The organism is Pseudomonas frederiksbergensis (assembly GCF_001952935.1).
Classification (GTDB): Bacteria; Pseudomonadota; Gammaproteobacteria; order Pseudomonadales; family Pseudomonadaceae; genus Aquipseudomonas; species Aquipseudomonas frederiksbergensis.
This window is the reverse complement of record NZ_CP018319.1, coordinates 5,852,693-5,877,892: the sequence shown is the minus strand read 5'-3', so window position 1 is coordinate 5,877,892 and position 25,200 is coordinate 5,852,693. Positions and strand designations below refer to the sequence as shown.

Here is a 25,200-nt window from a genome sequence, read left to right as displayed (position 1 = left end):
AAGGAGCGCGTGATGCGCTGGATGCTGCTGTTGTTCATGAGCCTGAGCCTGCCGGTTCTGGCCGAACTCGACTACTCACTCAAGCCCCGGCAGATCGCCGAAGACACCTGGCTGCTGGAGGGCAGCACCGATAATTTCGCCAAGGCCAATGGCGGCAACATCGTCAATACCGGGTTCATCGTCACCGAGCAGGGGGTGGTGGTGATCGACACCGGGCCGTCCAAACGCTACGGCGAAGCGATGCGCAAGGCAATCGCCGCGACCACCGACAAACCGGTGATCGAGGTGCTGCTGACCCATCATCATCCTGATCATGTGCTCGGCAACCAGGCCTTCAGTGATGTGCCGATCAGCGCGTTGGCCGGCACCACCGAACTGTTGCATCAGCAGGGCGATGCCATGGCCGAGAACATGTATCGCCTGGTGGGCGACTGGATGCGTGGCACCGAAGTGGTGTTGCCGACCCGGACGCTGATACCGGGCGTGCGAAGTTTTGGGAATCACGATCTGCGCCTGCTGGACCTGGGTGGGCACACAGGCGCGGATCTGGCTATTCTCGACCAGAAAACCGGCGTGTTGTTTGCCGGGGACCTGGTGTTTTACCAGCGGGCACTGACCACGCCCAACAGTCCGGGGCTGTCGGTATGGCTGGCGGACATCGCCACCCTCCAAGGCCTGCCGTGGACGCTGATCGTCCCCGGCCATGGACCGGTCGCCAGGGATCAACAGCCGTTCGAACAGATGCGCGACTACCTGACCTGGCTCGATCAGCTCATGCGCGACGGCGCCGCCAATGGCAGTGATATGGCCGAGATGATCCGCAGCCCCATTCCCGAACGGTTTGCCGGGATCAGCCTGAGCCGCTACGAACTGATCCGCAGCGTCAGCCATCTGTATCCGCGCTACGAGCGCGCACAAATGACCCGTGTCGATTCCGCCGCGAACAGGCAATGATCGTTCCCACGCTCCCGCGTGGGAATGCCTCAAGGGACGCTCCGCGTTCCAGCTTTCGAAAGGGACGCGGAGCGTCCCGGGCTGCATTCCCACGCAGAGCGTGGGAACGATCAGTCAGCACTCATCTCATCCGACCCGGTACTAAGGAACTAGCAATCTCAGCACTGCGGGCAATTGTTCCAAGGGCGGCGGCGCCCAAGAATCTGCACCAGACCGGGAAAATTTCCCGGGTATAACAAAAACTGCAGAGGTAGCCGTCATGACCCAACCCGCACGTCGCCAACCCTTCGTCTTGAGTGTGCTGCTCAGTGCCATGCTGTTGTCTGGCTCGGCATTGGCCGGCGTCACTGATCAAGACATCCTCCAGGATCCCAAGAACCCGGGGCAGATCGTCACCAACGGTCTGGGCGTCCAGGGTCAGCGTTACAGCCCGCTGGACACGCTCAACGTCAACAACGTGAAGGACTTGCGGCCGGTCTGGGCATTCTCCTTCGGCGGTGAAAAACAACGCGGTCAGCAAGCACAGCCGATGATCAAGGACGGCGTGATGTACTTGACCGGTTCCTACTCGCGGGTGTTTGCGGTGGATGCGCGCACCGGCAAGAAGCTCTGGCAATACGATGCACGCCTGCCCGATGACATCCGTCCTTGCTGCGACGTAATCAACCGGGGTGTCGCGCTGTATGGCGACCTGGTGATCTTCGGCACCCTAGACGCCAAGCTTGTGGCCTTGAACAAGGACACCGGTAAGGTCGTCTGGAGCAAGAAAGTCGCCGACCACAAGGAAGGCTATTCCATCAGTGCCGCGCCGTTGGTGATCAACGGCAAACTGATCACCGGTGTCGCCGGTGGCGAGTTCGGGGTGGTAGGCAAAATCGAAGCCTACGACCCGAAAAACGGCAGCCTGCTGTGGAGCCGTCCCACCGTCGAAGGCCACATGGGCTACACCTACAAGGACGGCAAAGCGGTAGAGAACGGCATCTCCGGCGGTGAAGCAGGCAAGACCTGGCCCGGCGATCTCTGGAAAACCGGCGGCGCCGCCCCTTGGCTGGGCGGTTACTACGACCCGGAAACCAACCTGCTGCTGTTCGGCACCGGCAACCCGGCGCCTTGGAACTCGCACCTGCGTCCTGGCGACAACCTCTACTCGTCGTCGCGTCTGGCGCTCAACCCGGACGACGGCACCATCAAGTGGCACTTCCAGAGCACGCCTCACGACGGCTGGGACTATGACGGCGTGAACGAGCTGGTGTCGTTCAACTACACCGAAGGCGGCAAAGAGATCAAAGCCGCCGCCACCGCTGACCGCAACGGTTTCTTCTACGTGCTGGACCGCACCAACGGCAAATTCATTCGCGGCTTCCCGTTCGTGGACAAGATCACCTGGGCCACCGGCCTGGATAAAGAGGGTCGGCCGATCTACAACGAAGCCAGCCGCCCAGGTGCTCCCGGCACCGAAGCCAAAGGCAGTTCGGTGTTCGTAGCCCCTGCGTTCCTCGGCGCGAAAAACTGGATGCCGATGGCTTACAACAAGGACACCGGATTGTTCTATGTGCCGTCCAACGAATGGGGCATGGACATCTGGAACGAAGGCATCGCCTACAAGAAAGGCGCGGCGTTCCTCGGTGCCGGTTTCACCATCAAACCGCTGAATGAAGACTACATCGGCGTGCTGCGCGCCATCGACCCGAAAACCGGCAAGGAAGTCTGGCGCCACAAGAACTTCGCGCCGCTGTGGGGCGGGGTGCTGACCACCAAGGGCAAACTGGTGTTCACCGGCACGCCTGAAGGCTTCCTGCAGGCGTTCAATGCCAAGACCGGCGAGAAAGTCTGGGAATTCCAGACCGGTTCCGGCGTGCTCGGCTCGCCTGTGACCTGGGAAATGGACGGTGAACAGTACGTCTCGGTGCTGTCCGGTTGGGGCGGCGCCGTACCGCTGTGGGGCGGCGAAGTGGCCAAGCGCATCAAGGACTTCAACCAGGGCGGCATGCTCTGGACGTTCAAGCTGCCGAAAGACCTGGTGGCCAAGCACTGATACCTGCCACTGATCGTTCCCACGCTCCGCGTGGGAATGCAGCCCGGGACGCTCTGCGTCCCAAGAGCCGAACGCAGAGCGTCCGTAGAGGCATTCCCACGCAGAGCGTGGGAACGATCAAGACTGTGGCGCTTCAATCGCGAGCAAGCTCAGCTCCTACTACCAAATAACGAGAGTCCTCCTGCCAACGGCGCATTCGTCTGGCGCGCAGGGCTCTCTACTATCGGTTCATCGCCTGTTTGCCCGACAGGCATCGACCCAGACAGAGGCCCACCATGATCTACGCACAACCTGGCACACCTGGCGCCGTCGTTACGTTCAAACCGCGCTACGGCAATTTCATCGGCGGCGAGTTCGTCGCCCCGGTCAATGGTGAGTACTTCACCAACACTTCGCCGGTCACCGGCGAAGTGATCGCCGAATTCCCGCGCTCCAGCGCCGCCGACATCGAGAAAGCCCTCGACGCCGCGCATGCCGCCGCTGACGCCTGGGGCAAGACCTCGGCGCAGGACCGCTCGCGGGTGCTGCTGAAAATCGCCGACCGCATCGAGCAGAACCTGGAAATCCTTGCCGTCACCGAAACCTGGGACAACGGCAAGGCCGTGCGCGAAACCCTGAATGCCGACGTGCCATTGGCCGCCGACCATTTCCGTTACTTCGCCGGTTGCATCCGCGCTCAAGAGGGCGGCGCCGCCGAGATCAACGAGCTGACCACCGCCTATCACTTCCACGAGCCGCTGGGCGTGGTCGGACAGATCATCCCGTGGAACTTCCCGCTGCTGATGGCTGCCTGGAAACTCGCTCCGGCCTTGGCCGCCGGTAACTGCGTGGTACTCAAGCCTGCCGAGCAGACGCCGCTGTCGATCATGGTCTTCGCCGAGCTGATCGCCGATTTGCTGCCACCTGGCGTGCTGAACATCGTTCAGGGTTTCGGTCGCGAAGCCGGTGAGGCGCTGGCCACCAGCAAGCGCATCGCCAAGATTGCTTTCACCGGTTCCACCCCGATTGGCGCGCACATCATGAAATGCGCGGCCGAGAACATCATTCCAAGCACCGTTGAACTGGGCGGCAAGTCGCCGAACATCTTCTTCGAAGACATCATGCAAGCCGAGCCGCAGTTCATCGAGAAGGCTGCCGAAGGTTTGGTGCTGGCGTTCTTCAACCAGGGCGAAGTCTGCACCTGTCCTTCCCGCGCCTTGGTGCAGGAGTCGATCTACGACGACTTCATGAAAGTGGTGATGAAGAAGATTGTCAAGATCAAGCGCGGCAACCCGCTGGACACCGAAACCATGGTCGGCGCCCAGGCGTCCGAGCAGCAATACGACAAGATTCTCTCGTACCTGACAATTGCCCAGGAGGAGGGCGCCGAGCTGCTCACCGGCGGCGCGGCCGAGCGTCTTGAGGGCGACTTGTCGACGGGTTATTACATCCAGCCGACCCTGCTCAAGGGCCACAACAAAATGCGCGTGTTCCAGGAAGAAATCTTCGGCCCGGTGGTGGGTATCACCACCTTCAAGGACGAAGCCGAAGCCCTGGCGATTGCCAACGACAGCGAGTTCGGCCTCGGCGCCGGTCTGTGGACCCGCGACATCAACCGCGCCTACCGCATGGGACGGGCGATCAAGGCCGGGCGGGTCTGGACCAACTGCTATCACCTGTACCCGGCCCACGCCGCGTTTGGTGGCTACAAGAAATCCGGTGTCGGCCGTGAAAACCACAAGATGATGCTCGACCACTATCAGCAGACCAAAAACCTGCTGGTGAGCTACGACATCAACCCGATGGGGTTCTTCTAACCCCCGCAAGCACACCGCCAAACTTTGTGGGAGCGAGCCATTGTGGTGAGGGGGCTTGCCCCCGTTGGCTGCGCAGCAGTCCCCTTTTTTGGGGCCGCTCCGCGACCCAACGGGGGCAAGCCCCCTCGCCACACAAGCCCGCTCCCACATTGGTTTTGTGTGTGCTGGAAAACCCCGCAATACCCCTACCAATGCACGCCGCCACCTCGTTCGAAAGTAGCATTCGGGTGCCTGGCGCCCCGTGCATTAATGGCTTTACCGGAATCGTCCGGCATAAGAAGAGGATTGACCCATGTGGACTAAACCCGCGTTTACCGATCTGCGCATTGGCTTCGAAGTGACGATGTATTTCGCCAACCGCTGATTGTTCACCCGGCCAGCTGTTGCGTTGGCCGGGCCTGCCTTCTGGAGCATTGCCCATGCACATTCGCGTTCTCGGATCCGCCGCTGGCGGTGGTTTTCCGCAATGGAATTGCAACTGCCGCCAGTGCGCCGCGATGCGCAATGGCAGCCTGCGGGCCCAACGCCGCACCCAGTCCTCGATTGCCCTGAGCGACAACGGTGTGGATTGGGTGCTGTGCAATGCTTCACCGGACATTCGCGCGCAACTCGAGAGTTTCGCGCCGCTGCAACCGGCGCGCCGGTTGCGCGATACCGCGATCGCCGGCGTCGTCCTGCTGGACAGCCAGATCGACCATTGCACCGGCCTGTTGAGTCTGCGCGAAGGCTGCCCGCATCAGGTCTGGTGCACCGAACGGGTCCATGAAGACCTGAGCAGCGGCTTCCCGTTGTTCACCATGCTCAAGCATTGGAATGGCGGGCTGCAGTGGCAACCGGTCGGGCTCGACCGCGAGCCCTTCAGGATCCCGGCGTGTGCACACCTGAGATTTCGCGCGATCCCCTTGGTCAGCAACGCACCGCCGTACTCGCCCAATCGCGGCAATCCGCAGCCGGGCGACACCATTGGTTTGTTTATCGAAGACCGGCGCAGCGGTGCTTCGCTGTTCTACGCGCCGGGCCTGGGACAGGTCGACGATGAGGTGCTGAGCTGGATGCAACGCGCCGATTGCCTGTTGCTGGACGGCACCTTGTGGCGCGACGACGAGATGCGAGTCTGCGAGGTCGGCCAGAACCTGGGCAGTGAAATGGGTCACCTGTCGCAAAGCGGCCCCGGCGGCATGCTTGAAATCCTTGAAGGCTTCACCCGCCAGCGCAAGGTGCTGATCCACATCAACAACACCAACCCGATCCTTGATGAAGACTCGGCCGAGCGGGCGTTGCTGGAGCGGCGTGGGATTGAAGTGGCCTATGACGGCATGAGTATTGAGTTGTAGCGGAGGGCCCCTTCGCGAGCAAGCCCGCTCCCACAGGGGATCTCCACTGGACACAAAATGTGTGAACAACAGAGAACCAATGTGGGAGCGGGCTTGCTCGCGAAGGCGCCAGACTAGACACCGCAGCGCTACCAGGAGAACACAATGACTGACCAAGCGATGTCCCCCGCCGAATTCGAAGCAGCCCTGCGCGCCAAAGGCGCCTATTACCACATCCATCATCCATTCCACCAAGCCATGTACGCCGGCCGATCAACCCGCGAGCAGATTCAGGGCTGGGTCGCCAATCGCTTCTACTACCAGGTGAACATCCCCCTGAAGGACGCGGCGATTCTCGCCAACTGCCCGGACCGCGACGTGCGCCGGGAGTGGCTGCAACGAATTCTCGACCACGACGGTGCACCCGGCAGTGAAGGCGGCATCGAAGCCTGGCTGCGGCTGGGCGAAGCGGTGGGGCTGGATCGCGAACAAATCCTCTCGCAGGAACTGGTGCTGCCCGGCGTCCGTTTCGCCGTCGACGCCTACGTCAATTTCGCCCGTCGCGCCTGTTGGCAGGAAGCTGCCAGCAGTTCGCTGACCGAGCTGTTTGCGCCACAAATCCATCAATCGCGACTCGATGCCTGGCCAACCCATTACCCGTGGATCGACGTCGGAGGTTACGACTATTTCCGTACTCGCCTGAGTCAGGCGCGACGGGATGTCGAGCATGGTTTACGCATCACCCTGGCGCACTACGTCACGGTCGAAGGCCAGCAACGCATGCTGGAAATCCTGCAATTCAAGCTCGACGTGCTGTGGAGCATGCTCGACGCCATGAGCATGGCCTACGAGCTGGATCGCCCGCCGTATCACACCGTCACCATGGAACAGGTCTGGCATCGGGGGATTGCCCTGTGAGCCTGATCAACCGCGAGCAATCACCGTCTCTGCGTCAGGGTTTTCGCCTGCAATGGGAACCGCGTCAGGACTGTCACGTGCTGCTGTACCCCGAAGGCATGATCAAACTTAACGACAGTGCCGGGCAGATCCTCGATCTGGTAGACGGCCAGCGCAGCGTTGCGGCGATCATTGATCAACTGTCCGCGAATTTCCCCGGCGTACCGGGGATCGACGAAGATGTGCTGGCGTTTCTGGAGGTGGCCCATGCTCAATTCTGGATCGAGTGACTCGCGTCCGGGTCCGCCGCTGTGGCTGTTGGCGGAGTTGACTTACCGTTGCCCGCTGCAATGCCCATATTGCTCCAACCCGCTGGACTTTGCCCAATCTGGCGAAGAGTTGAGCACCGAAGAGTGGATCCGGGTGTTCCGCGAAGCCCGGGAGATGGGCGCCGCGCAACTGGGCTTTTCCGGCGGCGAGCCGTTGGTTCGCCAGGACCTGGCCGAACTGATCAAGGCCGCCCGGGACATGGGTTACTACACCAACCTGATCACCTCGGGCATTGGCTTGACCGAACAGAAAGTCCGCGATTTCAAGGTCGCGGGCCTGGACCATATCCAGATCAGCTTCCAGGCCGCCGACGAAGCGGTGAACAACATGCTCGCCGGTTCGCGCAAGGCCTTCGCCCAGAAACTCGCCATGGCCCGGGCGGTGAAGGCCCAGGGCTATCCGATGGTGCTGAACTTTGTCACCCATCGGCACAACATCGACCAGATCGCGCAGATCATCGACTTGTGCCTGGAGCTGGAGGCAGATTTCGTTGAATTGGCGACGTGCCAGTTCTACGGTTGGGCCGAGCTCAACCGCGTCGGCCTGTTGCCCACGCGTGAACAATTGCAGCGTGCCGAGCGCATCACCAACGAATACCGCGAGCGTCTTGAAGCACAGGGCCACCCGTGCAAGCTGATCTTCGTCACCCCGGATTACTACGAAGAACGCCCCAAGACCTGCATGAACGGCTGGGCCAATCTGTTTCTCGACATTACCCCCGACGGCACGGCATTGCCTTGCCACAGCGCCCGCCAGTTGCCGGTGCAGTTTCCCAACGTGCGCGAGCACAGCATCGAGCACATCTGGACTGATTCATTCGGTTTCAATCGCTTTCGTGGCGATGACTGGATGAAGGAGCCGTGCCGCTCCTGCGATGAAAAGCACAAGGATCTGGGCGGCTGCCGCTGCCAGGCATTCATGCTGACTGGCGATGCGGAAAATGCTGACCCGGTGTGCAGCAAATCCCCGCACCACGGTGTGATTCTCAAGGCTCGCGAGGAAGCCGAGGCGCCGGGGCTGGGCATGGAACACCTGACGTTACGCAACGAGAAGGCTTCGCGATTGATCTACCGCGGATGAATCAAACAACACAAATCCCCTGTGGGAGCGGGCTTGCTCGCGAAGGCGGTGGGTCAGTCGACATCAATGTTGAATGTAATGCCACCTTCGCGAGCAAGCCCGCTCCCACAGGGGTTCTCCGGTGAGTTCAGAGTTTGAGTACACCAGCCGTGCTACCCATTGGTCTGATTGCATTCACCACCGGATGGTTTAGTGTGGGCATTACCTTCCAAAACAATAAAAACAGGCTTTCCAATGAGCCAGAGTCTCAGTCAACTGCGTAAATTCGTTTCGCCTGAAATCATCTTTGGTGCCGGCTGCCGGCACAACGTCGGCAATTGCGCCAAAACCTTTGGTGCCCGCAAGGTGCTGCTGGTCAGCGATCCCGGTGTGATTGCCGCCGGTTGGGTCGCCGATGTCGAGGCCAGCCTGCAGGCCCAGGGCATCGAGTACGTCCTGTACAGCGCGGTCTCGCCCAACCCGCGGGTCGAAGAAGTGATGCTCGGCGCCGATCTGTACCGGGAAAACCATTGCGATGTGATCGTGGCCGTCGGTGGCGGCAGCCCGATGGATTGCGGCAAAGGCATCGGCATTGTCGTCGCCCATGGGCGCAGCATTCTCGAATTCGAAGGCGTGGACACCATCCGCGTCCCGAGCCCGCCGCTGATCCTGATTCCGACCACCGCCGGGACCTCGGCCGATGTCTCGCAATTCGTGATCATCTCCAACCAGCAAGAACGCATGAAGTTCTCCATCGTCAGCAAGGCGGTGGTGCCGGACGTGTCGCTGATCGACCCGGAAACCACGTTGAGCATGGACCCGTTCCTGTCGGCCTGTACCGGCATCGATGCGTTGGTGCATGCCATCGAAGCGTTTGTGTCCACCGGTCACGGGCCGTTGACCGATCCCCACGCACTCGAAGCGATGCGCCTGATCAACGGCAACCTGGTGCAGATGATCGCCAACCCGCACGACATCGCCTTGCGCGAGAAAATCATGCTCGGCAGCATGCAGGCCGGGCTGGCGTTCTCCAACGCGATCCTCGGCGCGGTGCACGCCATGTCCCACAGCCTCGGTGGCTTTCTCGACTTGCCTCATGGGCTGTGCAACGCGGTGCTGGTGGAACACGTGGTGGCGTTCAACTACAGCTCCGCACCGGAGCGCTTCAAGGTGATCGCCGAGACCTTTGGCATCGATTGCCGTGGCTTGAATCACCGTCAGATTTGCGGGCGTCTGGTCGAACACCTGATTGCGTTGAAACACGCCATCGGCTTCCACGAAACCCTCGGATTGCACGGGGTCAGCACCGCGGACATTCCGTTCCTGTCGCAACACGCCATGCACGACCCGTGCATCCTGACCAACCCGCGCGAGTCCAGTCAGCGTGATGTCGAGGTCGTCTATGGCGAAGCCCTCTGACGAACAGCAACGGGCGCTGGCGGGGTTACTGGGATTAGGCAGCCATTCGGCGCGCAAGAGTCATTACCCGGAACTGGCCGCGCGCCTCGACGAGCTGGAAGCCGAGCGCAATCGCTACAAATGGCTGTTCGAAAACGCGGTCCACGGGATCTTTCAGGCCAGCCTGCTTGAAGGCATGCGCGCCGCCAACCCGGCACTGGCGCGGATGCTCGGCTACGACAATCCCCAGGAAGTGCTGTTTTCGCTGGCCGATCTGGCGAGCAACCTGTTTGTCAACGGCGCGCAAGAGCTGGAAAACATCGGTGAAATGCTCAAGCGCGAGCGCAGTCTGCTTGGCTACGAAACCCAATTGCGGCGCAAGGATGGCAGCAGCGTCGACGTGTTGATGAACCTGTTGCTCAAACCTGATCAGGAAGGGCTGGTGGAAGGTTTTGTCGCCGACATCACCGAACGCAAACTCGCCCAGCAGCGTCTTCAACAACTCAACGACGAACTGGAGCAACGGGTCACCGCGCGCACCGACGAGTTGCTGGAAGCCAACCGTAACCTGCAACAGCAAATCACCCAACGTAAACAGATCGCCCAAGCCTTGCGCGATGCCCGGGACGCCGCCGAGGCCGCCAATCGCAGCAAGGACAAATACCTCGCCGCCGCCAGTCATGACCTGTTGCAACCGCTCAATGCCGCGCGTTTGCTGATCTCGACCCTGCGCGAACGCAAGCTGCCCGACGTCGAACAGGTGCTGGTGGAACGGACTCACCAGGCGCTCGAAGGGGCGGAAGATCTGCTCACCGATTTGCTGGATATTTCCCGGCTCGATCAGGCTGCGGTCAAACCGGACATTGCGCTGTACCGCCTCGACGAATTGCTCGCGCCGCTGGTGTCGGAGTTCCAGTCAGTGGCCCAGGCTGAAGGGTTGAACCTGCGGGTGCACATGGGCGATTACGCCATCAGCACCGACCTGCGGCTGATGACGCGGATCTTGCGCAACTTCCTCAGCAACGCCTGCCGCTACACCGACGAGGGCAGCATCCTGCTGGGGGCCAGGCGCCGGGGTGAAATGCTGCGCCTGGAAGTCTGGGACACCGGCCGCGGGATCGCGGCGGACCGACTGGATTCGATCTTCCTCGAGTTCAACCAACTGGACGTCGGCCGCGCCGCCGACCGCAAGGGCGTGGGCCTGGGGCTGGCCATCGTTGAGCGCATCGCCAAAATCCTCGGCTATAAAGTCGGGGTTCATTCGTTGCCGGGGCGCGGTTCGATGTTCAGCATCGACGTGCCGATTTCCCATGAGGTTCCGCTGCCGATCAGCCTGGCGGCACCACAACCCGGCACCGGAAATCCATTGCCCGGCCGGCGTTTGCTGGTACTGGACAACGAAGTGAGCATCCTCGAAAGCATGAGCGCGCTGCTCGGGCAATGGGGCTGCGAGGTGGTCACGGCCACCGATGAGTTCTCTGCACTGGCTGCGTTGCAGGGGCGAGCGCCGGAATTGATTCTGGCGGACTACCATCTCGATCACGGCGTGGTGGGCTGCGATGTGGTCAGGCATTTGCGCGAGCATTACCACCAGGCCATTCCGGCAGTGATCATCACTGCCGACCGCACGGATCAGTGTCGGCGCTCATTGCAGCGACTCGATGCACCGCTGCTGAACAAACCGGTGAAACCCGGCAAGTTGCGCGCGGTGCTGAGTCAGTTGCTGGGGTAGCGATAGTGCAGGCTGAAACCAAGTTCTGCTGACTCGCCTTGCTTCAGCAAACGCAATCCTCGCAACAGCGGCAGACCCGTGCCGCGCACGCTCCAGTTGACGATGCTGCCACCGAGTTCGGGGGCGAGGGTGAGGTGGGTGAATTCGTCTTCGAGTTCCAGAGTTATTGGCGTCATGTTGATTTTTACTAGCTCATTGAAAGGCTTTTGTGGCGAGGGAGCTTGCTCCCGCTCGGCTGCGAAGCAGTCGCAAATACAGGAAACTCGGACTGTCTGAAAAATTGCAGGGGGCCGCTGCGCGACCCAGCGGGAGCAAGCTCCCTCGCCACAGAGAGACCTCGCCAGCCAAGTCACATCATTCAAAGCTGGGTGATCAGCAATCGTTGAACAACGGCTCCGGCAAGCCTTTGACGCCGGGATCTAGGGCGAACACACCGCCGGCCAGTGACTGTTCGTCATGGTCGTCGCCGGGACGGATCGAGGTCACGAACAGGGTGTCCAGGCGACTGCCGCCGAAGGCGCACATGCTTGGTTTTTTCACCGGCACGGCGAGGGAACGGTCCAGCCGGCCGTCGGGAGTGAAACGGTGAATCAACCCGGCGTCATTGGCGCAAATCCAGTAGCAGCCTTCGGCATCGACCGCTGCGCCATCGGGACGACCAGCGAACTGATGCATGTCGACAAACAGCCGTCGGTTGGACGGTGTGCCACTGTCGGTGTCGTAATCGAAGGCCCAGATTTGCTGGACCAGAGGATGAGAGTCAGACAGGTACATCGTCCGCCCGTCCGGGCTGAAACCCAGACCGTTGGGCACGATAAACCCGCCGAGTTGCGCCTCGAGCGGCCCGTGTTGCCCGGCGCTGTAGCGGTAAAGCGCGCCGTCGGCAGCGTTGGCGCCCATGTTCAGCACCATGCTGCCGGCCCAGAAACGCCCCTGACGATCGCAGCGACCGTCGTTCAGGCGCATGTCTGTGCGGGCGTGTTCGACCGGCGCCAGGAGATTGCTGTCGAGGCTGCCATCGTTATGCGGGTGCAGATGAAAAAAACCGCTTTCCATCCCGGCAACCCAACTGCCATCGCGGTGACGTGCAATGCAGGCGAGCATCTGCGGTGCTCTCCAGGCGTGGACATGGCCGGTTTCGGCGCTCCAGCGCTGAAGTCCACCGGCAGGAATATCAACCCAATACAGGGCGTTTTCCTCAGGCATCCAGACCGGGCATTCACCGACCGCGTTACGGGCATCGACAATCAATTCGGCTTGCATGACAGCTCATTCCCTCGGGTTTTTGTTGTCGGGATCAAGTGATGTGCGCGGGTTCAGTCGCCGAACGGGCCGGACGCGACAAACGCACCCCCCTGATAGACCCGTGCCGGGTCATCAGCGGCTGGTATTGGTTGGGCTTCGATTTTTTCGCGGAACACTTCGGAGCTGTCCTGGGGTTCATAACCCAGGCAGGTGGCGAAACGGTTGTCCCACCAGACGTCCTTGTTGTCGGACATGCCGTAGACCACGGTGTGGCCGACATCAGGGGCGTACAGCGCGCATTCGAGCAATTGCGTCAGGTCGCCGAAGCTCAACCAGGTGCTCATCATTCGGCGGTTCAGCGGTTCCGGGAACGAGGAGCCGATGCGCACGCTGACGGTCTCGATGCCGTAGCGGTCGAAGTAGAAACTGGCCATGTCTTCGCCATAGGATTTGGACAAACCGTAGTAGCTGTCCGGGCGGCGAGGGGAGTGGGCGTCGATCACTTCATCCTGCTTGTAGAAGCCGATCACGTGGTTGGAACTGGCGAAAATCACCCGCTTCACCCCATGGCGGCGAGCGGCTTCATAAATGTGGAACACGCCGCAGATGTTGGCGCCGAGGATCTCTTCGAACGAGTGCTCCGTCGACACACCACCGAAATGCAGGATCGCATCCACGCCTTCAACCAATTGATGGACCGCTTGCTTGTCAGCCAGGTCGCAGGGCACGACTTCTTCACGGTCATCGATGGCCGGGGCGATGTCGGCGATGTCCGACAGGCGAATCACATTGGCATAGGGCCGCAGGCGTTCGCGCAGGACTTTGCCGAGGCCACCGGCGGCACCGGTCAGGAGGAGACGATTGAAAGGAGCGCGGGGTGTAGGAGTGGTTGTCATGGAAGTCCCTGCACAAGCAGTTATTGTTATTGGGTTTGTTGTAGGTTGTCGTACGACTAAGTCGGAGTATCGTTAGGCTTTCCGGTTCTTGTCAACGAGTCATCGTTTGAAATTGACGGAGGGTCTGCTCACCCCACAATCGATGTAGCAGCTGGCTTACAGCAAAGAGATCGGGTAGTTGATGATAATGCGGTTTTCGTCGAATTCATTGGTGCTGAAGTCCTTGCGGATCGACGCGTTACGCCATTTGACGTTGAGGTTCTTCAGCACACCGCTCTGCACGGTGTAAGCCAGTTCTGATTCGCGGCCCCATTCCTTGCCGTCGGTGATGATGCCTGTGTGCACGTTATCGCCGCTGATGTAGCGATTCATCATCGTCAGGCCGGGAATGCCCAGCGCCACAAAGTTGTAGTCGTGACGCAGCTGCCAGGATCGTTCCTTGGCGTTGTCGTAGCTGGAGTTATAGCTGTCGTTAGCCAGGGTGCCGCCGCTGGTGCCGTTGACCCGCATCCAGGCATCGTCGCCGCTGAGTTTTTGCAGGCCGACAAAGAAGGTGTTGCCGCCGTATTTGGCCGAGAGCATGGCGAACGCGGTTTTGTTGTCGAGGTCGCCGGCGAGGGCGCTGCCGTCTTCCTTGCCGATGAAGTAGCCAAGGTTGGCGCCGAGGGTCCAGTCGCCGATGGGCTGGCTATGGCTCAGGTTGAAATACTGCTGCTGATAGATGTCGCTGAGTTGCGCGTACCAGACGCCGACCTGGGTGCGCTTCTCGTTGAATGCATATTCACCGCCACCAAAGTTGAAACGGTCCGAGGTGAAGGCCGCGGATTTGCCGTTCATGAACATGTCTTCCATGCTCGCATCGTTGCGCGGGCTGTTGGCGCGGAACTGGCCACCGTAGAGCGTCAGGCCACTGATCTCGGTGGACGTCAACTGACCACCGCGGAAGGTTTGCGGCAGGGAGCGGCCGTCGTCGGAGCGCAGGATCGGCAACACCGGCATCCATTCGCCGACCTTCAATTCGGTTTTCGAGACTTTAGCTTTCAACGCCACACCCAGGCGCCCGTAATTGTCGGCCGGGCGGCCGTCGTCATGAATCGGCAGCAACGAGGTGCCGCCCGTGCCTTTGCCACCGTCGAGTTTTTCCGAGTACAGGCCCAACACATCCATGCCGAAACCGATGGGGCCTTGGGTGAACCCGGATTTGGCATCGAGGATGAAGCTTTGCGTCCACTCTTCCGCCTTGCCCTGCGGGTAGGCCGGGTTGGTGAAGTTGCGGTTGATGTAGAAGTTACGCAGGTTCAGCGTGGCTTTGGCGTCATCGACGAAACCTTCGGCATGACTGGTCATGGGCAGGGCGAGGGCCAGGCTGCTGCAACCGATCAGGCTCAGGGTGTGACGGCGTGCGAAGGTTGGGCGAGGGATGGAGACAGAGGAATTGCGGACGAGCTTGCTCACAGTGACGCTCCCGTGTTTCTTGTTGTTTTTATTTTTTGTTATACGTCGTCGTACAACACTGGGGCGGATTATTTGCAAGTGTTACGGGGAATGTCAATCAGAAGTTGTACGATGACTTGGTGCGATTTTATGGTATGTCAAAGAACCCCTGTGGGAGCGGGCTTGCTCGCGAAAGCGGTGTGTCAGTCAGCCAATGTGTTGAATGTGACGCCGCCTTCGCGAGCAAGCCCGCTCCCACATTGGATTGTGTTTAGCTCACGATCATCGGGGGCATGGTGCCCAGAAGTGAAACGGCAGCCACCGCGCCAATCCCCAGAAACCATTCCATGATCACGCTGGTTTTCAGCGTTGGCAGTCGTTGCTCGCAATGCTTGATCCGCAGCCGATTGAACAACGCCAGCCCCAGCATCGCGGCGACCAGCACAACCTTGACCAACAGAATCAGTGCAAACCCGGACAGCAACGGCGTCGGCCAGAATTGCCCGGTGAGTACCCGCACGTTGATCAAGCCGGTCATCACCAACCCCGCCACCAAGACGTAACCAATGCCGCTGAAGCGTTGCAAGGTCGCCTTGATGGAATGCTCTGCCGGCTGCCGCAGGATCAGCACCAACACCATCAAGCCGCCGAGCCAGGCACCGACGCAGGTCAGGTGAATGATTTGATTGAGGATCAGCAATTGGCCATCGAGGCCGTCGAGCATGGCCCCGTGGCCGACCGGGGCGAGGGTGGCCAGCAGCAGGCTGGCGAGGCCGATTCGCAGGGGCAGGTTGGCACGCAAGGGCGACATCAGCAGCGCCACCAACAACGCATTGAGCAGTAGGTGCCAGCGCCAGACCTGGCCGAAAAATGTATTGCCGAGCACGAGTCGCAGGGTCGATGGATCGAATGCCGCCTCCCAGGAGCCGGCCATGCTGGCGGTGATCAGCAGCAACCAGCTGACGCCAGTGACCAGCGCCGTCACCGCCAGCCAGCAGGTTGTTTTCGTCAGTCGCTGATCCAGATGTCCAGCGTTGCCATTGACCAGCAGCGGCCTGAACACCCACGCCCCGAACAACATCAGCACGACGGTGAAATGCACAAAGCGGCACAGCACCAGCGCGCTCGTCATGAATTACTGGCCAACCTTGAAGCCATAGGCGCCTTCGCTTTTGTGGGTATCGACCGACACCGCGTGCCATTCGACTTTGTAGGCACCCGCTGCCAACGGTGCGGCCGGGGTGACGATCAGGGTTTTCTTGTCACTGCCTTCGGTGGCGAGGCTTTTCACCGGAACGGGAGCGCCGTCCTTGCTGATCGAGACCTTGGAAAAGGTCGCTTCAACGCCTTCGGAAAACACCAGGCGCAACTCCGACGGTGCGCTCACCGTGCTGTCGGCGGCCGGGGCCTGGTCTTTCAGATGGGCGTGGGCAAACACCGATGAAGCGGCGAACAGCGAGCCGAGCAGGGCGACGGTGGTCAGGGTTTTCTTGAGCAGCATCGTGGAATACCTCTGAGGCAGGTTCGAAAAGGCGGCCAGTTTACCTGCGTGTAGCTGGGTGTACGAAGTTTCGTTTTCCCTTGTCGCCGCGAGGTAGAGCGGATGCTAGTCTTGAGCAACGCTGTTGTCAGGGAGCCCTCATGGGCAATCACAAGATCGAGATTCGTCGCAGTAACGTCGAGAAAATTCTGTTGGGAGCCGAAAAGGTTTTCGCCGAAAAAGGTTTCGGCGGCACTGCCATGGCCGACATCGCTGCCGAAGTGCAACTGCCGCGCTCCAACCTGCATTACTACTTCAGCACCAAGAGTGAGCTGTACAGCGCTGTGCTGTTGGGTTTGCTGGAAGTGTGGAAACAGGACGCCCTGTGCTTCGAGATGTTCGACGACCCGCGCGTGGTGCTCAGCAGCTACATCCGCGCCAAGATGAACCACTCCCGCAGCCGGCCTTACGGCTCCAAAGTCTGGGCCAACGAAATCATCCACGGCGCGCCGACCCTCGGCGAGAAACTGGACGTCAGTCTGTACGACTGGGCCAAGATGAAAGAAGCGAAAATCCGCCAGTGGGTGGACGACAAACGCATACTGCCGGTAGAACCTTCGAGCCTGCTGTACATGATCTGGGCGTCTACCCAGCATTACGCCGACTTTGATCATCAGGTGAATATTCTGAATGACCACCAACCATTGTCGGACATGCAGTTCGAGCGGGCGGTGCAGACGGTGACGAGTGTGATCTTGCGGGGGATTGGGTTGGAGCCCTAACTCGATCGTTCCCACGCTCTGCGTGGGAATGCCTCAATGGACGCTCTGCGTCCGCTTTGGTACGCAGAGCGTCCCGGGCTGCATTCCCACGCAGAGCGTGGGAACGATCAGTCAGGGAGCGACGTGATACGGATTCCTCGGGTCATGATTCCAATCCAGAAACGGCTTCCCATTCTCCATCGGCACCATCTCGATACAATCCTGCACCGGGCACGTGATCTGACACAGATTGCACCCCACGCATTCATCATCGATCACTTCATATTTATGCGTCCCATCCGCCTGCTTAAGGCTCGCAACCGCCTGGTGCGAAGTGTCTTCGCAAGCAATGTGGCAACGACCGCAACCGATGCAGGCCTCCTGGTCAATCCTGGCAATCACTTGATAGTTGATGTCCAGGTACTTCCAGTCCGTGGTGTTGCCCACCGCACGCCCGGAAAAATCCGATACGCTGGCATAGCCCTGACTGTCCATCCAGCGCGATAAACCGTCCTTCATCTCCTCGACAATCCGAAAGCCATGCAGCATCGCCGCCGTGCACACCTGCACCGAGCCGCTGCCCAGCGCAATGAATTCCGCCGCGTCGCGCCAGCTGCCGATGCCGCCAATGCCGGAGATTGGCAGGCCTTGGGTCTGTGGGTCGCGGGCAATTTCGGCGACCATGTTCAGCGCAATGGGCTTGACCGCCGAACCGCAATAACCGCCGTGGGTGCTTTGACTGCCCACGGCGGGATTGGCGACCATGCGTTCCAGGTTGACGCTGGTGATCGAGTTGATCGTGTTGATCAGCGACACCGCATCCGCACCACCCCGATGAGCTGCGCGGGCGGCGACGCGAATGTCGGTGATGTTCGGCGTGAGCTTGACGATTACCGGCAGCGAGCAGTACGTCTTGCACCAACGGGTGACCTGTTCGACGTACTCCGGCACCTGGCCGACCGCCGCGCCCATGCCGCGCTCCGGCATCCCGTGCGGGCAACCGAAGTTCAGTTCGATGCCATCGGCGCCGGTGGCTTCCACCAGCGGCAGGATGGTTTTCCAGGATTCTTCGACGCAGGGCACCATCAGCGACACGATCAGCGCGCGGTCCGGCCAGTCCTTTTTGACCTGAGTGATTTCCCGCAGATTGATCTCCAGTGAGCGATCGGTGATCAGCTCGATGTTGTTGAAACCCACCACTTCGCGGTTGGCGCCAAAGTGCGCCGAGTAACGCGACGACACGTTGACCGCCGCCGGGTCTTCACCCAGGGTTTTCCAGACCACGCCACCCCAGCCGGCCTCGAAGGCGCGAACCACGTTGTAGGCTTTATCGGTCGGTGGCGCGGAGGCCAGCCAGAACGGATTGGGGGCTTTGATGCCGGCGAAGACAATCGAGAGATCGGCCATTTACGCTGCCTCCACGTTGAGCATGAGTTGGGCGTTGATCGCCTCTGCGGCCCGTTTGCCGTGCTGCACGGCCTGTACGGTGAGGTCCTGATCGAGACTGGTGCAGTCACCGCCGGCGTACACGCCGGGGATGCTGGTGCGCAGGTTTTCGTCCACTTGAATCCGCTCGCCCTCACGCTTGAGTTCACGGGCCAGCGGGTCGGCGAGGGCGCTGGCGTCGAAGGCCTGGCCGATGGCTTTGAAGATCGCATCTGCGGCCAGTTCGAAGGTTTCGCCGGTGGTTTGCAGGCGACCGTCTACCAGGTGAGTGCGGGCGAAGCGCATGCCGCGCACGTTGCCTTGATCATCGAGTAGCACTTCTTCAGGTTGAGCCCAAGTCAACAGGCGCACCTGATTGGCCTTGGCGATGTCCTGTTCGTGACCTGTCGCGCCCATTTCATCGACGCCGCGGCGGTACACCAGATTGACGTCGCGTGCCCCCAGACGTGCCATTTGCACGGCCATGTCGATGGCGGTGTTGCCGGCGCCCAAAACGATGCAACGGTCAGCGAGGGGGAGTTGGGTCAGGTCGTCGGCCTGACGCAGTTCGCGGATGTAGTCAGTAGCGGCGAGCAGGCCCGGTGCATCTTCATGAGCAAGACCCAGCTGTTTGCTGGCGGCCAGGCCGAGGCCGAGGAACACCGCATCGAATTGCTGATGCAGATCGCTGAGCGTCAGGTTCTCTCCAAGTTTCTGCCCGTGGCGGATTTCGATCCCGCCGATTTCCAATAGGAACTCAAGCTCCTTCTGCGCGTAGTCATCCACCAGTTTGTACTTGGCGATCCCGTATTCGTTGAGGCCGCCAGCCTTTTCCCGTGCCTCGAAAATCACCACGTCATGACCGTGCATGGCACTGCGGTGAGCGCAGGACAAACCGGCCGGGCCGGCTCCCACCACGGCGATGCGCTTGCCGGTTGAGGCAGCACGGGTGAAGGGGTGTTCGCTGAAGTGTGCGTTGTCGACGGCGTAACGCTGCAACAGGCCGATCAGCACTGGTGCGCATTCATGGTCGTTGTTGCGCACGCAGGCTTGCTGGCAAAGCACTTCCGTTGGGCACACCCGGGCGCAACTGCCGCCGAGGATGTTTGCCGAGAGGATTTTCTGCGCGGCGCCCTGAACGTTTTCCTGATGGATATTGCGGATGAACGACGGAATGTCGATCTCGCTCGGACAGGCATTCACGCATGGCGCGTCGTAGCAATACAGGCAGCGCGAGGCTTCCAGATGGGCCTGGCGGTCGTTGAGCGGTGGCGCCAGATCGGTGAAATGGCCGGCGAGGGCGGCCGCATTCTCGTGCGGATGCGGGAGGTGGTTCAGGGTCTTGATCACGGTGTTGGCCTCACGGTTATTTGAGGTGCTGCCTCTGGTGGGCAGTGGTTTTGTGATCGTTCCCACGCTCTGCGTGGGAATGCAGCCCGGGACGCTCCGCGTCCCATTGGAACGCAGAGCGTCCCTTGAGGCATTCCCACGCAGAGCGTGGGAACGATCATTGGTACGGATCAGCGTTTCACAGCAACCGGCTTATTCAACTCCGCCCGCTTGCTCAGCAAATCAAACACCGCCGGATACGCCGGCCGCTCGACATATCGCCCGGCACCACGCTCGGCGCGCAAATCACCATCGGCCCACACCACCCGGCCCTGGCTAACGGTGTGGCTCGGTACGCCGCGCACGGTCTTGCCTTCGAAGATGTTGAAGTCCACTTGCTGATGGTGAGTCTGCGCTGAAATCGTCCGCGTACCTTCCGGATCCCACAGCACCAGGTCTGCGTCCGCACCGACGCGAATCGCGCCTTTGCGCGGGTAGAGGTTGAAGATTTTCGCGGTGTTGGTGGAGGTAAGCGCTACGAAGTGCTGCATCGACAAACGCCCGGTGTTCACCCCTTCATCCCAGAGCACCGCCATGCGGTCTTCGATACCGGCCGTGCCGTTGGGGATCTTGCTGAAGTCGTCACGGCCGGCGGCTTTTTGCTCGGCGCAGAAGCAGCAATGGTCGGTGGCGGTGGTGTGCAGGTTGCCCGATTGCAAGCCGTGCCAAAGCGCCTCTTGATGGCCGCGCGGACGGAAGGGTGGGCTCATCACGTAACCGGCGGCGGTCTGCCAGTCCGGGTGTTGGTAGACGCTGTCGTCCAGCAGCAAATGTCCGGCCAGGACTTCGCCGTAGACTTGTTGGCCCTTGCTGCGGGCGTAGGTGATTTCGTCGAGGGCTTCCTTGGTCGAGACATGCACCAGGTACAGCGGCGTGCCTAACGTTTCGGCGATGCGGATCGCCCGACTGGCCGCTTCACCTTCCACCTGCGAAGGGCGCGACAACGGATGCGCTTCCGGGCCGGTCATGCCCTGGGCCATCAACTTGCGTTGCAGGTGATAGACCAGCTCACCGTTTTCCGCATGCACGGTCGGTACCGCGCCCAACTCCAGGCAGCGCTCGAAACTCGCTACCAAGGTGTCGTCGGCGGCCATGATTGCGTTCTTGTAGGCCATGAAATGCTTGAAGCTGTTGACCCCGTGCTGGCTGACCAGCTCGGCCATTTCCTCGCGCACCTGTTCGCTCCACCAGGTGATCGCGACATGGAAACCGTAATCCGACGCCGACTTCTCGGCCCAACCGCGCCACTGATGAAACGCTTCCATCAAGGATTGCTGCGGATTGGGAATCACAAAGTCGATGATCGACGTCGTGCCACCGGCAAGTCCCGCCGCGGTGCCGCTGAAAAAGTCTTCACTGGCCACCGTGCCCATGAAGGGCAGTTGCATGTGCGTGTGCGGATCGATGCCGCCGGGCATCAGGTATTGGCCGCTGCCGTCGAGCACTTCGGCACCCGCCGGAACATCAAGGTTTTCGCCGATGGCTTTGATCACGCCGTCGGCGCAATAAACGTCGGCGCGATAACTTTCATCATGGGTAATAACGGTGGCGCCACGGATCAACAGAGACATTCCGAGTTCCTCGCAGGCAATGACCGACTTGTGCCGGTTCTAAATGTTTTATAGGAAGCCTGCGCAAACAGGTGTATTCCTGTCAGCGCTGTCAGGAATAAACGCTAGTCTGAGTTTGAGGATTGAGCAAGAATATTTTTTATATGCTTATAACTGTTGTAAGCAATTGATAATAAAAGATTAATTATAAAAATCACCAAAATGGTGAGGCCTCTCACCATTTTGACGCACTTGACAGGTTGTAAAAATAGACGAGATTTCTTATGTGAAATCAGCCGCTTGAGAATGGTCTATGGTTGATGCGCGACGTTGAAAAAAAGTGGTATGCACCAGATTGAGTCCTGACTGTTCGGACAACTTGCCTGGCATTCGGCCTGAGTGAACAGGCAAGTAACCGATGACTCATCGGCTAAATCAATAAAACTGATAAACATCAGTTGGTTATGAAGCGTTTATGGAACTGCCCGATGCGCAAACGGGGTAACCGGCACGTTAATTGATCCCGTCAGCCCCTGATGAGCAACAATAATCAAAAGAACAGTGGAGCGGCCATGCAACAGATCAGATCGCAAGTGACCGAGCGCGACGGCTTGTTTGAGCTCGAAGCCGGCAGTGACGTCCTCGACAGCCCCCGTTACAACCACGACATGGCACCGACCAAGGTGCACGAACGAACCTGGAACAAATGGCACATCACCGCGTTATGGGTGGGCATGGCGATTTGCGTGCCGACCTACACCCTCGGCGGCGTGCTCACTGCGCATTTCGGCCTGAGCGTCGGTGAAGCGCTGCTGGCGATTCTGTTCGCCAACATCATCGTCTTGATCCCGTTGACCCTGAACGCCTTTCCCGGCACCAAGTACGGCATTCCGTTTCCGGTGTTGTTGCGTTCGTCCTTCGGCATCCTCGGTTCGAACATTCCGTGCCTGATCCGGGCGCTGGTGGCGTGTGGCTGGTTCGGCATTCAGACGATGTTCGGCGGGCTGGCCATTCACCTGTTTCTCGGCTCGGTGTTCGACGGTTGGAAATCCCTCGGCGGTACCGGTGAAGTGATCGGCTTCATGGTGTTCTGGGCCTTGAACCTGTGGGTGGTGATTCGCGGCGCGGACTCGATCAAATGGCTGGAAACCCTCTCGGCACCGTTGTTGGTGCTGGTGGGCGTGGGGCTGCTGGTGTGGGCGATGCCGAACGTGTCGATGACCGAGTTGATGGCGATCCCCGCCAAGCGTCCGGAAGGGGCCAGCGTGGCCAGTTACTTTGCCGCCGGGCTGACCGCGATGGTCGGGTTCTGGGCCACCTTGTCCCTGAACATTCCGGATTTCAGCCGCTTTGCGAAAAGCCAGAAGGACCAGATCGTCGGGCAGATTATCGGCTTGCCCCTGACCATGTTTCTGTTCGCCTCCCTCGGCGTGGTGATGACCGCTGCCTCGGTAAAACTGGTGGGCGTCACAGTCTCCGATCCAGTCACCCTGATCGGGCATATCCAGAGCCCGGTCTGGGTCGCACTGGCCATGGCGCTGATCATCATCGCCACGCTGTCGACCAACACCGCGGCCAACATCGTTTCGCCGACCAATGATTTCCAGAACGTCGCGCCTAAATTCATCAACCGTACCAAAGCGGTGATGCTCACTGGTCTGGTCGGCTTGGCACTGATGGGCCATGAGCTGTTGAAGAAGCTCGGTTTGATCGTCTCGGATTTAAGCCTGGAGACGCTGTATTCCAACTGGTTGCTGGGCTATTCGAGCCTGTTGGGCCCGATCGCCGGAATCATGGTGGTGGACTATTTCCTGATCAAGAAACAGCAACTGGACCTAGCTGGCCTCTATCGCGATGACGTTTACCCGGCGTGGAACTGGTTCGGGTTCATTGCCTTTGGAGTGCCGGTGGCGCTGACGCTGCTGTCGCTCGGCAGCGATGCATTCAGCTGGTTCTACGACTATGGCTGGTTCACCGGCTCGGTGCTGGGTGGGCTGATTTATTACGGATTGTGCTCGATGCGCCCCAGCCCATCAATCGCAAAATCCACGGTTTGATCGTTCCCACGCTCTGCGTGGGAATGCAGCCCGGGACGCTCCGCGTCCCTGAAGCGGACGCAGAGCGTCCATGGATGAATTCCCACGCAGAGCGTGGGAACTATCAGAAGAAAAACTGAGGAGATCATCATGAACGCTGCCGTAGACGTTCTGCAGTCCACCCATCAGCACATCAACCGCGACCGCTTGTGGCAGTCGCTCATGGACCTGGCCAAGCTCGGCGCCACCGTCAAGGGCGGCGTCTGTCGCCTGGCCCTGACCGACCTCGACCGTCAGGCCCGGGACATTTTCGTCAACTGGTGCGAGGACGCCGGTTGCACCGTCAGCATCGACGCCGTTGGCAACATCTTCGCCCGTCGTCCGGGCCGCAACCCGAACCTGCCACCCGTGATGACCGGCAGCCACATCGACACCCAACCCACCGGCGGCAAGTTCGACGGCTGCTTTGGCGTACTGGCCGGGGTCGAAGTGCTGCGCACCCTCAATGACCTGGGCGTGGAAACCGAAGCGCCACTGGAAGTCGTGGTCTGGACCAATGAGGAAGGCTCACGCTTCGCGCCATGCATGATGGGTTCTGGCGTGTTCGCGGAAAAATTCACCCTCGAAGAAACCCTGGCCAAGGTCGATGCCGAGGGCGTCACCGTCGGTGAAGCCTTGAACGCCATTGGCTATGCCGGAGAGCGCAAGGTCAGCGGGCATGCCGTCGGCGCCTATTTCGAGGCCCATATCGAACAAGGCCCGATCCTCGAAGACGAACACAAAACCATCGGCGTGGTGATGGGCGCCCTCGGCCAGAAATGGTTCGACCTGAAACTGCGCGGTGTCGAAGCCCACGCCGGCCCGACGCCGATGCACCTGCGCAAGGACGCCCTGGTCGGCGCCGCGGTGATCGTCGGTGCAGTCAACCGCGCCGCCCTCGGTCATCAACCTCACGCCTGCGGCACCGTCGGCTGCCTGCAAGCCTATCCCGGCTCACGCAACGTCATCCCCGGCGAAGTGCGCATGACCCTGGACTTCCGGCATCTGGAACCGGCGCGACTGGACTCGATGATCGCCGAGGTCCGCGAAGTCATCGAAACCACCTGCGAGGAACACGGCCTGACCTTCGAACTCACACCCACGGCGGACTTCCCGCCGCTGTACTTCGACAAAGGCTGCGTCGAAGCGGTACGTGGCGCCGCTCAAGGCTTGGGCCTGTCGCACATGGACATCGTCAGCGGAGCAGGGCACGACGCGATCTTCCTCGCCGAACTCGGCCCGGCGGGAATGATCTTCGTACCGTGCGAAGGCGGGATCAGCCACAACGAAATCGAAAATGCCGCGCCGGATGACCTGGCGGCCGGGTGTGCGGTGTTGTTGCGGGCGATGCTGGCGGCTTCGGCGGCGATTGCCAGCGGAGAATTGGCGGCCTGAAACGCAAAAAATCGTAGCCTTCGGCAATGACTGTGC

21 protein-coding genes and 1 pseudogene are annotated in these 25,200 nt (G+C 60.5%); 13 read left to right on the top strand and 9 right to left on the bottom strand.

Going from position 1 to position 25,200, the window contains the following annotated elements:
* Positions 1–12: 12 nt before the first annotated feature.
* The 10 genes from PFAS1_RS27440 to PFAS1_RS27395 all read left to right on the top strand — a co-directional run bounded on the left by PFAS1_RS27440 (position 13) and on the right by PFAS1_RS27395 (position 11,514).
* Positions 13–954 carry a quinoprotein relay system zinc metallohydrolase 1 gene (locus tag PFAS1_RS27440; protein WP_076031299.1) on the top strand — a complete coding sequence of 314 codons (942 nt, stop codon included), beginning with the start codon at positions 13–15 and terminating at the stop codon, positions 952–954.
* A gap of 259 nt (positions 955–1,213) precedes the next feature.
* On the top strand, positions 1,214–2,989 hold the full coding sequence (locus PFAS1_RS27435) for a PQQ-dependent methanol/ethanol family dehydrogenase (RefSeq protein WP_076031298.1): 1,776 nt from the start codon (positions 1,214–1,216) through the stop codon (positions 2,987–2,989).
* A 275-nt stretch (positions 2,990–3,264) separates the two neighbouring features.
* Positions 3,265–4,785 carry an acetaldehyde dehydrogenase ExaC gene (gene exaC / locus PFAS1_RS27430; RefSeq protein WP_076031297.1) on the top strand — a complete coding sequence of 507 codons (1,521 nt, stop codon included), beginning with the start codon at positions 3,265–3,267 and terminating at the stop codon, positions 4,783–4,785.
* Positions 4,786–5,077: 292 nt separating this feature from the next.
* A complete protein-coding gene (gene pqqA, locus PFAS1_RS27425) occupies positions 5,078–5,149 on the top strand; it encodes a pyrroloquinoline quinone precursor peptide PqqA (protein WP_003253598.1) in 72 nt (23 codons plus the stop codon).
* A gap of 55 nt (positions 5,150–5,204) precedes the next feature.
* A complete protein-coding gene (gene pqqB, locus PFAS1_RS27420; RefSeq protein ID WP_076031296.1) occupies positions 5,205–6,119 on the top strand; it encodes a pyrroloquinoline quinone biosynthesis protein PqqB in 915 nt (304 codons plus the stop codon).
* 144 nt (positions 6,120–6,263) lie between these two features.
* Complete coding sequence (gene pqqC, locus PFAS1_RS27415; RefSeq protein WP_076031295.1) at positions 6,264–7,016, top strand: pyrroloquinoline-quinone synthase PqqC; 753 nt, start codon at positions 6,264–6,266, stop codon at positions 7,014–7,016.
* Positions 7,013–7,285, top strand: coding sequence for a pyrroloquinoline quinone biosynthesis peptide chaperone PqqD (pqqD, locus tag PFAS1_RS27410; RefSeq protein WP_074876190.1), 273 nt, complete (start codon positions 7,013–7,015; stop codon positions 7,283–7,285). Before pqqC ends, pqqD begins: the two co-directional genes overlap by 4 nt.
* Positions 7,263–8,405: a pyrroloquinoline quinone biosynthesis protein PqqE gene (gene pqqE / locus PFAS1_RS27405; protein ID WP_076031294.1), complete on the top strand. Its 1,143-nt coding sequence runs from the start codon at positions 7,263–7,265 to the stop codon at positions 8,403–8,405. Before pqqD ends, pqqE begins: the two co-directional genes overlap by 23 nt.
* A 234-nt stretch (positions 8,406–8,639) precedes the next feature.
* Positions 8,640–9,803 carry an alcohol dehydrogenase-like regulatory protein ErcA gene (gene ercA / locus PFAS1_RS27400; protein ID WP_074876193.1) on the top strand — a complete coding sequence of 388 codons (1,164 nt, stop codon included), beginning with the start codon at positions 8,640–8,642 and terminating at the stop codon, positions 9,801–9,803.
* Positions 9,787–11,514 (top strand): PAS domain-containing hybrid sensor histidine kinase/response regulator, encoded by a 1,728-nt coding sequence (locus PFAS1_RS27395; protein ID WP_076031293.1) that lies wholly within the window; start codon positions 9,787–9,789, stop codon positions 11,512–11,514. Before ercA ends, PFAS1_RS27395 begins: the two co-directional genes overlap by 17 nt.
* Positions 11,515–11,573: 59 nt before the next feature.
* On the opposite strand, the pseudogene PFAS1_RS29665 reads toward PFAS1_RS27395, so the two are convergent.
* The 6 genes and pseudogenes from PFAS1_RS29665 to copC all read right to left on the bottom strand — a co-directional run.
* Positions 11,574–11,690, bottom strand: a pseudogene (locus PFAS1_RS29665) (aldose 1-epimerase); the annotation flags it as partial.
* 196 nt (positions 11,691–11,886) lie between these two features.
* A complete protein-coding gene (locus PFAS1_RS27385; RefSeq protein ID WP_076031291.1) occupies positions 11,887–12,777 on the bottom strand; it encodes an SMP-30/gluconolactonase/LRE family protein in 891 nt (296 codons plus the stop codon).
* 53 nt (positions 12,778–12,830) lie between these two features.
* On the bottom strand, positions 12,831–13,655 hold the full coding sequence (locus PFAS1_RS27380) for an NAD-dependent epimerase/dehydratase family protein (RefSeq protein ID WP_076031290.1): 825 nt from the start codon (positions 13,653–13,655) through the stop codon (positions 12,831–12,833).
* A 156-nt stretch (positions 13,656–13,811) separates the two neighbouring features.
* On the bottom strand, positions 13,812–15,110 hold the full coding sequence (locus PFAS1_RS27375) for an OprD family porin (RefSeq protein ID WP_418328973.1): 1,299 nt from the start codon (positions 15,108–15,110) through the stop codon (positions 13,812–13,814).
* 250 nt (positions 15,111–15,360) lie between these two features.
* Positions 15,361–16,221: a copper homeostasis membrane protein CopD gene (gene copD, locus PFAS1_RS27370; RefSeq protein WP_076031289.1), complete on the bottom strand. Its 861-nt coding sequence runs from the start codon at positions 16,219–16,221 to the stop codon at positions 15,361–15,363.
* Positions 16,222–16,224: 3 nt separating this feature from the next.
* Complete coding sequence (gene copC / locus PFAS1_RS27365; protein ID WP_076031288.1) at positions 16,225–16,590, bottom strand: copper homeostasis periplasmic binding protein CopC; 366 nt, start codon at positions 16,588–16,590, stop codon at positions 16,225–16,227.
* Positions 16,591–16,730: 140 nt separating this feature from the next.
* On the opposite strand from copC, the gene PFAS1_RS27360 reads away from it, so the two are divergent.
* Entirely contained in the window at positions 16,731–17,351 is a 621-nt protein-coding gene (locus PFAS1_RS27360) for a TetR/AcrR family transcriptional regulator (RefSeq protein WP_008149783.1), read from the top strand.
* A gap of 111 nt (positions 17,352–17,462) precedes the next feature.
* Here the strand turns inward: PFAS1_RS27360 and preA are convergent, their stop codons facing one another.
* The 3 genes from preA to hydA all read right to left on the bottom strand — a co-directional run bounded on the left by preA (position 17,463) and on the right by hydA (position 21,715).
* A complete protein-coding gene (preA, locus tag PFAS1_RS27355; protein ID WP_076031287.1) occupies positions 17,463–18,737 on the bottom strand; it encodes an NAD-dependent dihydropyrimidine dehydrogenase subunit PreA in 1,275 nt (424 codons plus the stop codon).
* Positions 18,738–20,105, bottom strand: a complete 1,368-nt coding sequence (locus PFAS1_RS27350; RefSeq protein ID WP_076031286.1) for an NAD(P)-dependent oxidoreductase — start codon at positions 20,103–20,105, stop codon at positions 18,738–18,740. It abuts the gene before it with no gap.
* A 170-nt stretch (positions 20,106–20,275) separates the two neighbouring features.
* The gene (hydA, locus tag PFAS1_RS27345; RefSeq protein ID WP_074876208.1) at positions 20,276–21,715 is read right to left on the bottom strand and encodes a dihydropyrimidinase; all 1,440 of its coding nucleotides are present in this window, start codon (positions 21,713–21,715) and stop codon (positions 20,276–20,278) included.
* A gap of 551 nt (positions 21,716–22,266) precedes the next feature.
* Between hydA and PFAS1_RS27340 the strand changes: the two genes are divergently transcribed.
* Together PFAS1_RS27340 and PFAS1_RS27330 are read left to right on the top strand one after the other, a co-directional pair.
* Positions 22,267–23,751 (top strand): NCS1 family nucleobase:cation symporter-1, encoded by a 1,485-nt coding sequence (locus PFAS1_RS27340; protein WP_076031285.1) that lies wholly within the window; start codon positions 22,267–22,269, stop codon positions 23,749–23,751.
* 129 nt (positions 23,752–23,880) lie between these two features.
* On the top strand, positions 23,881–25,164 hold the full coding sequence (locus PFAS1_RS27330; protein WP_076031284.1) for a Zn-dependent hydrolase: 1,284 nt from the start codon (positions 23,881–23,883) through the stop codon (positions 25,162–25,164).
* Positions 25,165–25,200: the final 36 nt, after the last annotated feature.

What these genes read in the sequence shown, in the direction of transcription:
- preA (WP_076031287.1), bottom strand. Translation starts at nt 18,737, where the DNA reads ATGGCCGATCTCTCGATTGTCTTCGCCGGCATCAAAGCCCCCAATCCG.
- PFAS1_RS27440 (WP_076031299.1), top strand. Translation starts at nt 13, where the DNA reads ATGCGCTGGATGCTGCTGTTGTTCATGAGCCTGAGCCTGCCGGTTCTG.
- PFAS1_RS27385 (WP_076031291.1), bottom strand. Translation starts at nt 12,777, where the DNA reads ATGCAAGCCGAATTGATTGTCGATGCCCGTAACGCGGTCGGTGAATGC.
- pqqB (WP_076031296.1), top strand. Translation starts at nt 5,205, where the DNA reads ATGCACATTCGCGTTCTCGGATCCGCCGCTGGCGGTGGTTTTCCGCAA.
- exaC (WP_076031297.1), top strand. Translation starts at nt 3,265, where the DNA reads ATGATCTACGCACAACCTGGCACACCTGGCGCCGTCGTTACGTTCAAA.
- hydA (WP_074876208.1), bottom strand. Translation starts at nt 21,715, where the DNA reads ATGTCTCTGTTGATCCGTGGCGCCACCGTTATTACCCATGATGAAAGT.
- ercA (WP_074876193.1), top strand. Translation starts at nt 8,640, where the DNA reads ATGAGCCAGAGTCTCAGTCAACTGCGTAAATTCGTTTCGCCTGAAATC.
- PFAS1_RS27435 (WP_076031298.1), top strand. Translation starts at nt 1,214, where the DNA reads ATGACCCAACCCGCACGTCGCCAACCCTTCGTCTTGAGTGTGCTGCTC.
- PFAS1_RS27330 (WP_076031284.1), top strand. Translation starts at nt 23,881, where the DNA reads ATGAACGCTGCCGTAGACGTTCTGCAGTCCACCCATCAGCACATCAAC.
- copC (WP_076031288.1), bottom strand. Translation starts at nt 16,590, where the DNA reads ATGCTGCTCAAGAAAACCCTGACCACCGTCGCCCTGCTCGGCTCGCTG.
- copD (WP_076031289.1), bottom strand. Translation starts at nt 16,221, where the DNA reads ATGACGAGCGCGCTGGTGCTGTGCCGCTTTGTGCATTTCACCGTCGTG.
- pqqE (WP_076031294.1), top strand. Translation starts at nt 7,263, where the DNA reads ATGCTCAATTCTGGATCGAGTGACTCGCGTCCGGGTCCGCCGCTGTGG.
- PFAS1_RS27380 (WP_076031290.1), bottom strand. Translation starts at nt 13,655, where the DNA reads ATGACAACCACTCCTACACCCCGCGCTCCTTTCAATCGTCTCCTCCTG.
- PFAS1_RS27340 (WP_076031285.1), top strand. Translation starts at nt 22,267, where the DNA reads ATGCAACAGATCAGATCGCAAGTGACCGAGCGCGACGGCTTGTTTGAG.
- PFAS1_RS27395 (WP_076031293.1), top strand. Translation starts at nt 9,787, where the DNA reads ATGGCGAAGCCCTCTGACGAACAGCAACGGGCGCTGGCGGGGTTACTG.
- PFAS1_RS27360 (WP_008149783.1), top strand. Translation starts at nt 16,731, where the DNA reads ATGGGCAATCACAAGATCGAGATTCGTCGCAGTAACGTCGAGAAAATT.
- pqqC (WP_076031295.1), top strand. Translation starts at nt 6,264, where the DNA reads ATGACTGACCAAGCGATGTCCCCCGCCGAATTCGAAGCAGCCCTGCGC.